This window comes from Methylobacterium sp. 77, from assembly GCF_000372825.1.
GTDB lineage: Bacteria > Pseudomonadota > Alphaproteobacteria > Rhizobiales > Beijerinckiaceae > Methylobacterium.
On sequence record NZ_KB910516.1, the window covers coordinates 473,141 to 486,420 of the forward strand.

Here is a 13,280-nt window from a genome sequence, read left to right on the forward strand (position 1 = left end):
GGTTGTCGGTCCCGATGTCCGAGTGGGTTGGCGATCGGCACGTTCGCGTCAGGGCTTCGAACCAAGCAAGCCGACCAGGCCGTCACTTCCTCAGCGGCACGCCCTTCGTCGTGAAGCGCGGCGCACCAGGATGGCGCATGGGTCGCCCCTTGCTCGCACCCGAGCCCGTTCCCGGCGGCTGCGAGAACGGCACGAGCTGGTCCGGCCTCGGGCCGATGAGATCGGCGCGGCCCATCTCCCTCAACGCCTCGCGGAGCAGGGGCCAGTTCTCGGGGTCGTGATAGCGCAGGAACGCCTTGTGCAGGCGCCGCTGCCGCAGCCCCTTGATTGCGTCGACCGGCTCGCTGCCGCCGCGCCGCACGCCTTGCAGCGGGTTGATTTCGGTATGGTACATCGTCGTGGCGGTCGCCATGGGCGAGGGCAGGAAGGTCTGCACCTGATCGGCGCGGTAATCGTTCTTCTTGAGCCAGATCGCGAGGTTCATCATGTCCTCGTCGGTCGTGCCCGGATGCGCCGCGATGAAATACGGGATCAGGTAGTATTTCTTGCCGGCCTTCTTGGCGGCGGCGTCGAACATCTCCTTGAAGCGGTCGTAGGTGCCGATCCCCGGCTTCATCATCTTGTCGAGCGGGCCACGCTCGGTGTGTTCGGGCGCGATCTTGAGACGGCCACCGACGTGGTGGGTCACGAGTTCCTCGACATATTCGGGGCTGCGGACCGCGAGGTCGTAGCGCACGCCGGAGGCCACCATCACCTTCTTGACGCCCTTCACCTCGCGGACCTTACGATAGAGGCGGATCAGGTCGTCGTGCGAGGTGTTGAGGTTCGGGCAGATGTCCGGAAAGACGCAGGACGGCAGCCGGCAGGCCGCCTCGATCTTCGGGTCCTTGCAGGCCATCCGGTACATGTTGGCGGTCGGCCCGCCGACATCCGAGATCACGCCGGTGAAGCCCGGCGTCTTGTCGCGGATCAGCTCGATCTCGCGCAGGATCGAGTCCTCCGAGCGGTTCTGGATGACGCGGCCCTCGTGCTCGGTGATGGAGCAGAACGTGCAGCCGCCAAAGCAGCCGCGCATGATCGTCACCGAGAACTTGATCATGTCCCAGGCGGGGATCTTCGCGTCGCCGTAGGAGGGATGCGGTGCTCGGGCGTAGGGCAGGTCGTAGACCGCATCCATCTCCTCGCTGGAGAGCGGGATCGGCGGCGGGTTGACCCACAGGTCGCGGTCGCCGTGGCGCTGGACGAGGGCGCGCGCGTTGCCGGGGTTGGCCTCCCGGTGCAGCACGCGCGAGGCGCGGGCATAGGCTTCCTTGTCGTCCTTGACCTCGTCGTAGGCGGGAAGCCGGATCACGGTCTCGCCGGGGCGGCGCGCGGCGGCCTCGTCGGCCGAATCGAGATCGTCGGCGGGCAGCTCGGTGTAATGCTCCGGCACGCGGCGGAACAGGGCGACGCCCCGGATCGAGTCGAGCTCGTTCGGCGCCTCGCCGGCGGCCATGCGGTTCGCGACCTCGACCACGGCGCGCTCGGCATTGCCGTAGATCAGAATATCCGCCTTCGCGTCAGCGAGGATCGAGCGGCGCACCTTGTCGGACCAGTAATCGTAATGGGCGATGCGCCGCAGCGACGCCTCGATGCCGCCGAGGATGATCGGCACGTCCTTGTAGGCCTCGCGGCAGCGCTGCGTGTAGACGATGGTACTGCGATCCGGGCGCCGGCCGCCTTCCCCGCCCGCCGTGTAGGCATCGTCGTGGCGCAGGCGACGGTCCGCCGTGTAGCGGTTCACCATCGAATCGAGATTGCCGCCGGTGACGCCGAAGAACAGCGTCGGCTTACCGAGCGCCTTGAACGGCTCCGCCGATTGCCAGTCGGGCTGCGCGATGATGCCGACCCGGAAGCCCTGCGCTTCGAGCAGCCGGCCGATGATGGCCATGCCGAAGCTCGGATGATCGACGTAGGCGTCGCCGGTCACCAGCACGATGTCGCAGGCGTCCCAGCCGAGCGCCGCCATCTCGGCGCGGCTCATCGGCAGGAATGGCGCCGCCCGTCCGTGAGGCGGTGGCTTCCAGGCGAGGGGCGCCGGGGATCGGGGGGCGGACACTTGGAGTTCCATGGGGTCCGTGCATAGACCGCCGAGGCCGCAATCTCAATGAAGCGCGAACTCGCGGAAGTTTCTACGGTCAGGTCGGACCGTAGGCGGATGCGGGGCAGGGGTCATAGCCCTGGGCTTCATGCCCCTTAGTTGGCGCCTATTGTTCGGTCAACGCCGCCTTGATCCGGCCGAGATCGAGCGCACGCCGGGCGGTCTCGATCTGCATGCATTCGCCGCTGAGCGGACCTCGGATGGTACCGTTGGGATAGACCTGAGCCGGCCATTCGCAGGCCTTTTGCCGAAAGCTCAGCCAGAGGCGCTGCGTGTCGCGCAGATAAATGCTGCCGTTCTCGTCCATCGCGCCGCTGGCATCCTTGTAGATGCGGTTCAGGAGCGTATCCCAGGCCGCGATTTCGCGGCTGTAACAGGCGTTCATACCCATCGTGGACGAGCCGTCAGGCGTATCGATGCAGGGCTTCGATACGCGGCCGATACAGGCGCTGCCGCCAGCATCGCCCTTCGCGAGCGCGATGCATTGCTCGATCAGAGCAAGATCGGACGAGGCCTGACGGCCGGTATCGGTCTGGGCGACGACACCGGTGCCAAACGACAGGGCGAGCGCCGCCAAAGCCGCGGCGACGATCCCGGTGGTCCTGTGCATCGTCGGGAGGCTCAGTTGAAGAGCGAGCCGACGCCGCCGGAGACGCGCCCCAATCCCTGCTTGGCCACGGCATTGCCCGGCTCGAGCTGGGCGGCGCGCTGGTAGCTCTCCATCGCCTCTTTCTTGCGGTTCGTCTTCTCGTAGGCGAGGCCGCGATAGGCCCAGGAGCTGGCGTCCTTGTTGTTGACGTTGAGGGCGGCGTTGTAATCCTCGATCGCCTTGTCGAACTGGTTCGTGGCGATAAGGCTCTGGCCGCGGGCGGCGTAGGGCGCGGCGACGAAGGGATTCCGATCGATGGCGGCGTCGAAATCGCCGATGGCCTGGGTGTTCTGGCCCTGGCGCTGACGCACGAGGCCGCGGGCATGATACGCCTCGGCCGATTCCGGCGTCAGGCGGATCGCCTGGTTGAGATCCGAGGTGGCGCCGTCGAGGTCGCCCTGGGCGCGCAGCACGTTGGCGCGGCCGATATAGGCCGGGCCGTAGCTCGGATCGGCCGAGATGGCCTTCGAGAAATCGGCGAGCGCCGCGTCGTTGCGGCCGGTCTGGCGGTAGGCCAGCGCACGGTTGTTGTAGGCCGAGGCCGAATTCGGATCGATCTGGACGGCCTTCGAGAAATCGCCGATGGCGTCGTTGAACTGGCCCGAGCGGGCATAGGCCGCGCCACGAGTGACGTAGGCACCGGCATCGTTCGGATTGCGCTGGATCACCTCGCTGAGTGAGGCGATGTTGACGTTGGTCGCGCCGGTGGCATCGGTCTCGACCACGGCGAATTGACGCGTCGCCGCGCCGCCGCCGCTATAGGTCTCACACCCGGCCAAAGCCGACGCAATCGCCACGGCCCCGACCAGACCTGCCTTCGCGCGCGGCATCACAAACGTCATCGCCCCTCTCCCCTCGGGATCGCCATGCCCCCGAGGCACGCTCCCGTCCGCTACTGCCGACCATCCCATCCTCCGCGACGCCACGACGGGCTTCGGATCAATGCAGGTCGACGATCACCGGCACCGTCTCGCATCGCGGTGAACACGCGCTTAAAATGCGCCGGTCCCACCGCTCAAGCGGCGCGATGTGGCGAAGGTATGGCTCGGGCTCGGGCAGGGCCGAGAAGGGGCCGCCGCAGGTCGAGGCAGGGTGCAGGTGTGGCAGATAAGGCGCAGTTTCGTCGCCTCCAACCACCAGCCTATGCGGTCGGAATGACCCGCGTGACATGGCCCATCTTGCGACCCGGACGGGCCTCGCCCTTTCCATACAGGTGCAGGTGCGCGCCAGGTTCGGCCAGAAGGGCCTGCCACTCCCCCACATCGTCGCCGATGAGGTTGTGCATCTCCACCGAGGCACCGGCGACACGCGAGGCATCACCGAGCGGCCAGGCGCAGACGGCGCGCACGTGCTGGGCGAATTGCGACGTCACCGCACCCTCGATGGTCCAGTGCCCGGAATTGTGCACGCGCGGGGCGATCTCGTTGACGATGAGGTGCTCGCCGGATTCATCGCGCACCAGAAACATCTCGACGGCGAGGACGCCGACATAATCGAGCGCCTCGGCGATCCGCCGGGCGATCCCGATGGCGGTGCGGGCGGTCTCCTCGGACAGGTTCGGTGCCGGCACGCGAGTGAGCGCCAGGATATGATCGCGATGCTCGTTCTCGCAGAGATCGAAGGCGGCAAAGCTGCCGTCCGGCGAGCGCGCGGCGACCACCGAAACCTCGCGCTCGAACGGCACGAACCCTTCGAGGATGAGCGGAGCACCGCCGAACTCCGCGAAGATCGCATTGCGATCGCCCTCTTCGGCGGTCCGGATGATGCGCTGGCCCTTGCCGTCATAGCCGAACCGTCGGGTCTTGAGCACGGCGGGGAGGCCGATCGCCTCCAGCGCACGGGCGAGATCGTCGGGTGTATCGATCTGCCTGAACGGCGCGGTCGGGATGCCGAGGCCGTTGATGAAGGTCTTCTCGGAGAGGCGATCCTGAGTGGTGGACAATGCGTCGGCGCTCGGGCGCAGGGGCGCATGGCGCGCGAGCAGGTCGGCGGTCTGGCGCGGGATGTTCTCGAACTCGTAGGTCACGACGTCGACGCTGCGCGCGAAGCGAGCCAGCGCGTCGGAATCGTCATAGGCCGCGCAGGTCGTCTCGGCCGCGACGTCGAAGGCCGGGCTCTCGGCATCGGGCGCGTAGACATGGACCCTGAGGCCGTAATTGGCGGCGGCAAGCGCGATCATGCGGCCGAGTTGGCCGCCCCCGATGATACCGAGGGTGGAACCGGGCGTAAGGGACATGTCGGTCACGGAAGCTGAGTCTCCGGCCTTTCGGCCACGGATGCGGTCTGTGCCGCGCGCCATGCATCGAGGCGTTCGGCGAGGGCGGTGTCGGTGAGGGCCAGGACGGCAGCGGCGAGGAGTGCCGCGTTGACGGCTCCGGCACGGCCGATGGCGAGGGTGCCGACGGGGATGCCGGCCGGCATCTGAACGATGGAGAGCAGGCTGTCCTGGCCGGACAGAGCCTTCGACTCCACTGGAACGCCGAAGACCGGCAGGGGCGTCATGGCAGCGGTCATGCCGGGAAGATGGGCGGCCCCGCCGGCACCGGCGATGACGACCTTGAAACCGGCAGCCTTCGCAGTCTTGGCGAAGGCGACCAAGCGGTCCGGCGTGCGATGGGCGGAGACGATGAACGCCTCGTGAGGCACGCAGAGCGCATCGAGGGTAGCGGCGGCGTGGTGCATGGTCGCCCAGTCCGACTGGCTCCCCATGATGATCGCGACCGGGGGCGCTCCCGCCATCGTCGTCACTTCCTTCCCGAGATGATCATGCTTCCCGAGACGATCACGGCCGCATGATCAAGACTGCGCGATCCCGGACAGCATCCGGAGACCCGATCTCGCCGCATACGCGTGCGGCCGCCCGCCCGCAAGCCGGCACTCAGGCGATGATGTCGGGCGTGATCTGGTCTTCCAGATAGGAAATCCGGTCTCGCAGGCCGAGTTTGCGCTTCTTGAGACGCTGGACCTGCAACTGGTCGCCGGCAACGCTCAGTTCCAGTGCATCGATGGCCCCATCGAGGTCACGATGCTCCTGGCGGAGCCGCGCCAGTTCCTCGACGAACTCCGCCGTCGCGTTGTCCTCGAACTCACCCGCCATCGCACCTGCAGCCCCAACACGCCCTTCGACAAACCATGCGGCACACCCGGCCCTGCGGCAAGGCGGTGGCCGCAATTCGCGCTGGAAGAAGCCTGTTCCACCGAATCAAGACTGGCCGCACGGATTTAACCAATGTTGCGTTTGTCGTGAATCGGGTTTCGACAGCCGGCTCATCCTGTGCCACTCTGCCTGAGTCGGAACGATGACAGGAGAAACGACTCATGTCGCTGCAGACGCATTTGAGCCAGCTCGCCCTCAAGCACGAAGCCCTCGAGCGGGAAATCCACTCTGCGATCCAAAGCCCCTCGGAGAACGATCTACGGATCGCTGAATTGAAGCGACGCAAACTTCACCTGAAGGACGAGATCAATCGGCTTCGAGCCGAAACGGACTCGGTGCACTAAAGCCAGTTCCCAGTCATTCCGGGTCAAGCGACCCATCAGCCGCCGCGCCGCCCAGCGCGGCGGTTTTCGTTTGTGTCGCGGCGCATATGCCTTGGGCTACACTCCAGTGAGAAGCCGGCATCTTTCGACCGGCGGACCGGGGACGAAACGCCATGCACGTTGCTTCGACGAATCCCGATCCGGTACGATTGCCGGAACCCTATGGCCCGGTTCACGCCGCTTCCCTCGCCGATCCGGAAGGCTTCTGGCTGAAGGCTGCAGAGGCGCTCGAATGGGAGATCGCGCCGGCGCGCGCCTTCGATCCGGAGGTCGGCGCCTATGGTCGCTGGTTCCCCGACGCGACGCTGAACGCCTGCCACAATGCGGTCGACCGGCACGTGGCGAATGGCCGGGGCGAGCAGGCGGCGATCCTCTACGATTCCCCCGTTACCGGCACGAAGCGCACGATCACCTATGCGGAGCTGCGGGACGAGGTGGCGACGCTCGCCGGCATCCTCGCGCTGCTCGGCGTCGGCAAGGGCGACCGGGTCGTCATCTACATGCCGATGATTCCGGAGGCCCTGTTCGGTATGTTGGCCTGCGCGCGGCTCGGAGCGGTCCATTCGGTGGTGTTCGGCGGGTTCGCCGCCAATGAACTCGCCATCCGCATCGCCGACGCGGCGCCCAAGGTGGTGCTCGCGGCCTCCTGCGGCATCGAGCCGAGCCGGGTCGTGCCCTACAAGCCGCTGCTGGACGCCGCCATCGCCGCCTCGCCGCACAAGCCCGACGCCTGTCTCATCCTCCAGCGCCCGCAAGCCGGAGCGGCCCTGGTCGAGGGCCGGGACCGCGACTGGGCGGCGAGCATGGCACAGGCGAAAGCCGCCGGGATCGGCGCGGATTGCGTGCCGGTGGCGGCGACCGACCCGCTCTACATCCTCTACACGTCGGGAACGACCGGAAAGCCGAAGGGGGTGGTGCGCGATACCGGCGGCTATTGCGTCGCCCTGTGCTGGTCGATGCCCAACCTCTACGACGTGAGGCCGGGCGAGGTGTATTTCTGTGCCTCCGACATCGGCTGGGTGGTCGGGCACTCCTACATCGTCTACGCGCCGCTGCTCCACGGCTGCACCACCATCCTTTACGAGGGCAAGCCGGTGGGAACGCCCGATGCCGGGGCGCTGTGGCGCGTCGCGGCCGAATACGGCGCCGCCTGCCTCTTTACGGCGCCGACCGCGCTGCGGGCGATCAAGAAGGATGATCCGCGCGCCGAACTCGTCGCCTCCTACGACCTGCAGCACTTCCGCTCGCTGTTCCTCGCCGGCGAGCGGGCCGACCCGGATTCGGTCGCCTGGGCCGAGCGGGCCCTGGAGCGGCCGGTGATCGACCATTGGTGGCAGACCGAGACCGGTTGGGGCATCGCAGGAAATCCCATCGGGATCGGCCAATTGCCGGTGAAGCACGGCAGTGCCTGTGTGCCGATGCCGGGATACGACCTCGCCATCCTCGACGAGGCCGGCAAGCCGCTGCCAGCGGACACGATGGGCACGATCGCGCTGCGGCTTCCCCTGCCGCCCGGTTGCCTGCCGACCTTGTGGGGCTCGGACGAGCGCTTTCGCCAGAGCTACCTCACCACGTATCCCGGCTGGTACGACACCTCGGATGCCGGCATCGTCGATAGGGACGGCTACGTCACCGTGCTCGGGCGGACGGACGACATCATCAACGTCGCCGGCCACCGCCTCTCCACCGGCGGGATGGAGGCCGTGCTCGCCGCCCATCCCGATGTCGCCGAATGCGCCGTCATCGGCATTCGCGACGCGCTCAAGGGCGAGCAGCCCTGCGGCTTCGTGGTGCTGAAATCCGGTGTCTCGCGCGATCCGTCGGAGATCGAGCGCGAACTCGTCGCCTCGATCCGCGAGCGCATCGGTCCCGTCGCCGCCTTCAAGCTGGCGCTCACCGTGGCGCGGCTGCCCAAGACCCGTTCGGGCAAGATCCTGCGCGGCACCATGAAGAAGATCGCCGACGGCGAGGCCTGGACCACACCACCGACCATCGACGACGCCGCCGTCCTCGACGAGATCGGCGAGAGTTTGAAGGGGAGGGGGATCGGAGGGTAGAGAATCCGACTCATGCTCTCGTCCCTGGCGCTTTCACGCCGGCTGCGCCATCTACGCCGATATCCGACGATGCTCACGCCGATGACCGGAGCCCGCGCATGACCGCACGCCTGTTCGAGCCCCTGGCACTCGATGGCCTCACCCTCGCCAACCGCATCATCGTTGCACCGATGTGCCAGTATTCGGCCCATGCCGGGCAGGCGAGCGACTGGCACCTGATGCATCTGGGACAGCTCGCCATGTCGGGTGCGGGCCTGCTGATCCTGGAAGCCACCGCGATCTCGCCGGAAGCGCGGATTTCGCCCACCGATCTCGGACTCTATTCGGACGAGACCGAGCGGGCGCTCGGCCGCGTCCTCGATTCCGTGCGGCTATACGCGCCGATCCCGATCGCGATCCAGATCAACCATGCCGGCCGCAAGGCGTCGAGCCGCGCTCCCTGGGACGGTGGCTCGCAGATCGCGCCGGAGGCACCGGACGGCTGGCGTACGGAAGCGCCTTCGGCCATCGCTCATGGCGACGGCGAAGTCCCTCCCCATGCCCTCGACGCGGCAGGGCTGAAGCGTATCCGCGAGGGTTTCGTTGCGACGGCCCGGCGTGCCCTTCGCCTCGGGATCGACGGGTTCGAGCTGCACGCGGCCCATGGCTACCTGCTGCATCAGTTCCTGTCGCCGCTCTCCAACAGCCGCACCGATGAGTATGGCGGCAGCCTCGAGAACCGGATGCGCTTCCCCCTCGAATGTTTCGAGGCGGTGCGTGAGGTCGTGCCCGCCGGAAAGCCGGTCTGGATGCGCGTCTCGGCCACGGATTGGGTCGGAGGTGGCTGGACCCTGGACGAGACGGTGGACTTGGCCCACGCGCTCAAGCGGCGTGGATCGGCGGCGATCCACGTCTCCACCGGAGGCCTGTCCACGCGCCAGGAGATCCCGCTCGCACCCGGCTACCAGGTTCCGTTCGCCGATAGGATCAAGGCCGAGACCGGCCTCACCACCATCGCGGTCGGCCTCATCACCGAGGCGGCCCAGGCGGAGGCGATCCTGGCGGAGGGGAAGGCCGACGCCGTCTCGCTTGCCCGTGCCATGCTCTACGATCCGCGCTGGCCTTGGCATGCGGCGGCCGAACTCGGTGCACAGGTGAGTGCGCCCAGGCAGTATTGGCGCTCGCAGCCCCGCGAGTTCAAGACCCTCTTCCGCGACACCCAGTTCGGGCAACGCTGATCCGATTTCAGGCAATGACAATGGACGACGATATCACGACGATCGCGGTGCAGCGCGTCCGCTACGACGAGGAGAACGGCATAAGCCTGATCTCCGGCGCGGACGACGAGGAGGAGCCTGCCGGCTACTTCATCATCCAGATCGAGAAGGGCGACCCCGACGGACCGCTCATCGAAATCTTCGGTGAGGATCTGACCCAGTCCGACGGCGTCACCGCCCTGCAGATCGGCGTGCGCCATCTGCTCTTCAGCTTCGAGCCGACGAGCACCATCGGATCGGAGATGCCGATGGTGCGGATCGAATCGATGACGGAGATCGCCGAAGTCGCCAAGGCGCGGCTGCGGGTCGCTTTCGGCAAGCGGGCTCGATTGGCGTGATCGGGGTATCGGGCCGAGAGCAGAATTCCGGTCTTCGGAAAACCGGTGCCCGGATTCTGGCCTCGAACAGGATCTACTTCGCGACCGCCCCCACCAACGGTCCCAGCGGCCTGCTCATGTCCGAGCGGTTGATCCCCGGCGCGTAGAGACTTGAGACGCTGCCGTCGAGAAACAGGGCGTTGCCGCAGCCGAGCGTGTCCTTGAACAGGCGGGCGAAGGAACCGAAGGTCACCGGGCGCTCGGAGATGGCGAAGATCGCGGTGTAGCCCTCGTCACGCACGCCGACGCCGTTGCGGATCTTCTGACTCGGCCCATCGGTGGAGATCTTCGGATGGATCTTGCCGTCGATCACCAGCATCGGCCCCGACTGGGTGGCGAAATCCGGCTTGATCTTCTGGCGGAGATAGCGGGCCGTGTCGGAGACGCCCGCGCGCTCACCCTTCACGTAGAAGATGCCGTTGGGCTTGAGGTGGAAATTGCCCGGCCCGTTGGCGGTGGAGATCCGCTTCATCTCGCGGCCCTCCTCGACATACAGGCCGACCGGCGCCTGGCCCTTGTCGAACATGCCGCCATTCATGGCGAAGCTGAGCTTCGGCCCGACCTTCTCACCGAGGGTCGAGAGCGAGGAGTAGGGCAGCCCGTCGGCCCCGAGCCAGAACACCCGCACTCGCTCGCGGCGCAGATCCACCGTGCAGACCGTGAACGTCTCTCCCTCGGATTGCACCGCCTTACAGGGCGACGGGGCAGCGGGAGCAGCGAGAGCCGGCAGTGGCAACGGCCCCAGCAGAGCCACCGCTCCGAACAACATGGCTCCGACAAGCGGACGGACGCGGCGCGTTGACATCATCGTGGGGTCCCGAGAGCGGAGTAACGACCTGCCAGCCAGCGCGGAGGAGGTGGCGCGGAGGTTCCTCGCCCGAAAGGGGATATGTTTTCAAGGCTTGCGAACCGAACCGGTCACTGAGCTGTGATCGGTTCGACCGGCGCGGGACAAAATGCAGCATGAACCGTTTGGCAAGGGAGCGCGTTCTGCCTCCACTGGGGACAAGAACCTGTCTTTGGAGACAACGAGATGAAACGCATTGTTCTGGCGGCGACCGCCATGGTCGGCGCGCTGGCGATGATCCCGGCAACGGCTGAGGCCCGCGGCGGTTTCGGTGGCCATGGTGGCTTCCACGGTGGTGGATTCGGTCATGGCGGCGGCTTCGGCCGTGGCGGATTTGCTCACGGCGGCTTCGGTCGTGGCGGCTTCGGCGGCTATCGCGGCGGCTTCCGGAGCGCCGGCTTCGGCGGTTATCGCGGTGGATACCGTGGAGGCTGGGGTCGCGGCTATGGTCGCGGATACGGCTATGGCCTCGGTGGCCTGGGTCTCGGCGTCGGCCTCGGCCTGGCAGCCGGTGGGCTCTACGGCGGCTACGGTGGATATGGCGGCGGCTACGGATACCCGGCCTATGGCTATGGCTACGCTCCGGCTGCCTACGGTGGATACGGCGGCTACGGTGGCGAGTGCTACACTGTCCCGCGTACCCGCTGGACCCCCTACGGTCCGCGCCGCGTGCTCATCCAGCGTTGCTACTAGGCGACGCGGCACTTCTGCGACCGACGATGATGGAAAGGGACCGCCGAGGCGGTCCCTTTTTTCATGTGGGGCTCGACCTGTCAGGTCACTATCGCCGGCGTTGCTCGTCTCTCCGCATCGGCATGGCATCGATGGTCGCGAACAGACGCTCTACAGGGATCGGCTCCCGTTCCGACAGTTTCGGTTCACCGTCCTTGCCGACCAGAACCACACGAAATTCTTCGGCGGAAACACCAAACCGACGTCGAATCCGATCCGCTTCGGCGGTTTTACCGACCGCCTCCACCACGACGAGGTCGCGTTCCGCGTAATCCGCTCGTCGCGCCAGCGCTTCGCGTTTTTGAACATCGATTCGCGGGTCGCTGCGCTCTGGGGCCGCGATGACGAGGACACGGGAAGTCCAGCGATAGGCGGAGAGTGGGTCTTTAGCGGAAGCCGGCGACATGAAGCCGGGCAGGCCGGCCACCGCAAAGAGAAGAAGAGGGCGGATCATCGAGGTATTCCAATGGTTGAGTGAGAAGCCCGGCATCCGGTGACCAACGCCGCTCGCCGCATCGAGTGCCGTGAGTGTTCGGTTCTCCTCCGGGAATGCCCTCGTTCGATCAGCCTCGCCGGATTGTCCTCGGATCTTCGAACGCCATCTCACCGGATCCGTCACCTCAAACGGAGCGTCAGACCATGGTCGCCGTGAACCGCCGCATCGTCCTCGCCTCCCGCCCACACGGAGAGCCGACGGAAGCGCATTTCCGCCTCACAGAGAGTCGTCCGCCGACGCCGGGAGACGGGGAAGTGCTGCTGCGCAATCGCATCCTCTCCCTCGACCCCTACATGCGCGGGCGGATGAGCGCGGCGAAATCCTATGCCGAGCCCGTCGCCATCGGCGAGACCATGGTCGGCGCCACCGTCTCGGACGTGGTCGCCTCGCATCATCCGGATTTCCGCGAGGGCGATGTCGTCACGGCTTTCGGGGGCTGGCAGGAATTCGCGGTCTCCGATGGACGCGGCCTGCGCAAGCTCGATCCGGCCGCCGCGCCGGTCAGCACCGCCCTCGGCGTGCTCGGAATGCCGGGCATGACCGCCTATACCGGCCTCCTCAGCATCGGCCAGCCAAAGGCTGGCGAGACCGTCGTCGTGGCCGCTGCCGCCGGACCTGTGGGCTCCCTGGTCGGTCAGATCGCCAAGCTGAAAGGCGCTCGGGCCGTCGGCATCGCCGGAGGACCGGAGAAATGCGCCTACCTGACCGAAACGCTCGGCTTCGACGCCGCCGTCGACCATCGGACCGACGACCTGCCAGCGGCGCTGGCCGCTGCCTGCCCCGACGGAATCGACGTGTATTTCGAGAATGTCGGCGGCGCGGTGTTCGATGCCGTCCTCCCGCTCCTCAACGACTTCGCCCGCGTACCCGTCTGCGGCCTCGTCTCGGGCTACAGCCTGACCGAACTACCGTCCGGGCCGGACCGCAGCCCGGTCCTCATGCGCAACATCCTGACCAAGCGGCTGACGCTGCGCGGGTTCATCGTCTGGGATTTCGCCGATCAGGAAGAGGAATTCCTCAGCGAGGTCGGCACGTGGCTGAGGGACGGCAAAGTCACGCACAGGGAGGACATCGTGGAGGGCCTGGACGCGGCGCCGGAGGCGTTCATCGGGCTGCTGAAAGGGCGCAATTTCGGCAAGATGCTGGCCCGCATCGCCTGAGCGCCAACCTGCCAATCCTCGCGCAA

14 protein-coding genes are annotated in these 13,280 nt (G+C 66.9%); 6 read left to right on the plus strand and 8 right to left on the minus strand.

Annotated features, from left to right (window positions below):
• Positions 1-82: 82 nt before the first annotated feature.
• The 6 genes from A3OK_RS0102200 to A3OK_RS0102225 form a co-directional block, all read right to left on the minus strand.
• Complete coding sequence (locus A3OK_RS0102200; protein ID WP_019903297.1) at positions 83-2,023, minus strand: YgiQ family radical SAM protein; 1,941 nt, start codon at positions 2,021-2,023, stop codon at positions 83-85.
• Positions 2,024-2,246: 223 nt separating this feature from the next.
• Entirely contained in the window at positions 2,247-2,717 is a 471-nt protein-coding gene (locus tag A3OK_RS0102205) for a lysozyme inhibitor LprI family protein (RefSeq protein ID WP_245259290.1), read from the minus strand.
• Positions 2,718-2,761: 44 nt separating this feature from the next.
• Positions 2,762-3,631, minus strand: a complete 870-nt coding sequence (locus A3OK_RS0102210) for a tetratricopeptide repeat protein (protein WP_019903299.1) — start codon at positions 3,629-3,631, stop codon at positions 2,762-2,764.
• 299 nt (positions 3,632-3,930) lie between these two features.
• Positions 3,931-5,025 (minus strand): 5-(carboxyamino)imidazole ribonucleotide synthase, encoded by a 1,095-nt coding sequence (locus A3OK_RS0102215; RefSeq protein WP_036302478.1) that lies wholly within the window; start codon positions 5,023-5,025, stop codon positions 3,931-3,933.
• A gap of 5 nt (positions 5,026-5,030) precedes the next feature.
• Positions 5,031-5,528: a 5-(carboxyamino)imidazole ribonucleotide mutase gene (gene purE / locus A3OK_RS0102220; RefSeq protein WP_019903301.1), complete on the minus strand. Its 498-nt coding sequence runs from the start codon at positions 5,526-5,528 to the stop codon at positions 5,031-5,033.
• Positions 5,529-5,667: 139 nt separating this feature from the next.
• Positions 5,668-5,886 carry a DUF465 domain-containing protein gene (locus A3OK_RS0102225; RefSeq protein ID WP_019903302.1) on the minus strand — a complete coding sequence of 73 codons (219 nt, stop codon included), beginning with the start codon at positions 5,884-5,886 and terminating at the stop codon, positions 5,668-5,670.
• Positions 5,887-6,107: 221 nt separating this feature from the next.
• Here A3OK_RS0102225 and A3OK_RS0102230 point away from each other — a divergent pair, with 221 nt between their 5' ends.
• From A3OK_RS0102230 to A3OK_RS0102245, 4 genes are all read left to right on the plus strand, one after another.
• Positions 6,108-6,290 (plus strand): DUF465 domain-containing protein, encoded by a 183-nt coding sequence (locus A3OK_RS0102230; RefSeq protein WP_018042998.1) that lies wholly within the window; start codon positions 6,108-6,110, stop codon positions 6,288-6,290.
• Between the two features lie 152 nt (positions 6,291-6,442).
• Positions 6,443-8,386 (plus strand): propionyl-CoA synthetase, encoded by a 1,944-nt coding sequence (locus tag A3OK_RS0102235; protein ID WP_019903303.1) that lies wholly within the window; start codon positions 6,443-6,445, stop codon positions 8,384-8,386.
• A gap of 98 nt (positions 8,387-8,484) precedes the next feature.
• A complete protein-coding gene (locus A3OK_RS0102240; RefSeq protein ID WP_019903304.1) occupies positions 8,485-9,603 on the plus strand; it encodes an NADH:flavin oxidoreductase/NADH oxidase in 1,119 nt (372 codons plus the stop codon).
• Positions 9,604-9,623: 20 nt separating this feature from the next.
• On the plus strand, positions 9,624-9,980 hold the full coding sequence (locus tag A3OK_RS0102245) for a hypothetical protein (RefSeq protein ID WP_019903305.1): 357 nt from the start codon (positions 9,624-9,626) through the stop codon (positions 9,978-9,980).
• 73 nt (positions 9,981-10,053) lie between these two features.
• On the opposite strand, the gene A3OK_RS0102250 is transcribed toward A3OK_RS0102245, so the two are convergent.
• A complete protein-coding gene (locus A3OK_RS0102250; RefSeq protein ID WP_155912101.1) occupies positions 10,054-10,824 on the minus strand; it encodes a phosphodiester glycosidase family protein in 771 nt (256 codons plus the stop codon).
• Positions 10,825-11,052: 228 nt separating this feature from the next.
• On the opposite strand from A3OK_RS0102250, the gene A3OK_RS0102255 reads away from it, so the two are divergent.
• Entirely contained in the window at positions 11,053-11,559 is a 507-nt protein-coding gene (locus A3OK_RS0102255; RefSeq protein ID WP_019903307.1) for a hypothetical protein, read from the plus strand.
• An 88-nt stretch (positions 11,560-11,647) separates the two neighbouring features.
• Here the strand turns inward: A3OK_RS0102255 and A3OK_RS0102260 are convergent, their stop codons facing one another.
• Positions 11,648-12,052, minus strand: coding sequence for a DUF4174 domain-containing protein (locus tag A3OK_RS0102260; protein WP_051092951.1), 405 nt, complete (start codon positions 12,050-12,052; stop codon positions 11,648-11,650).
• A gap of 185 nt (positions 12,053-12,237) precedes the next feature.
• Between A3OK_RS0102260 and A3OK_RS0102265 the strand changes: the two genes are divergently transcribed.
• Positions 12,238-13,254 (plus strand): NADP-dependent oxidoreductase, encoded by a 1,017-nt coding sequence (locus A3OK_RS0102265; protein ID WP_019903309.1) that lies wholly within the window; start codon positions 12,238-12,240, stop codon positions 13,252-13,254.
• Positions 13,255-13,280 lie beyond the last annotated feature (26 nt).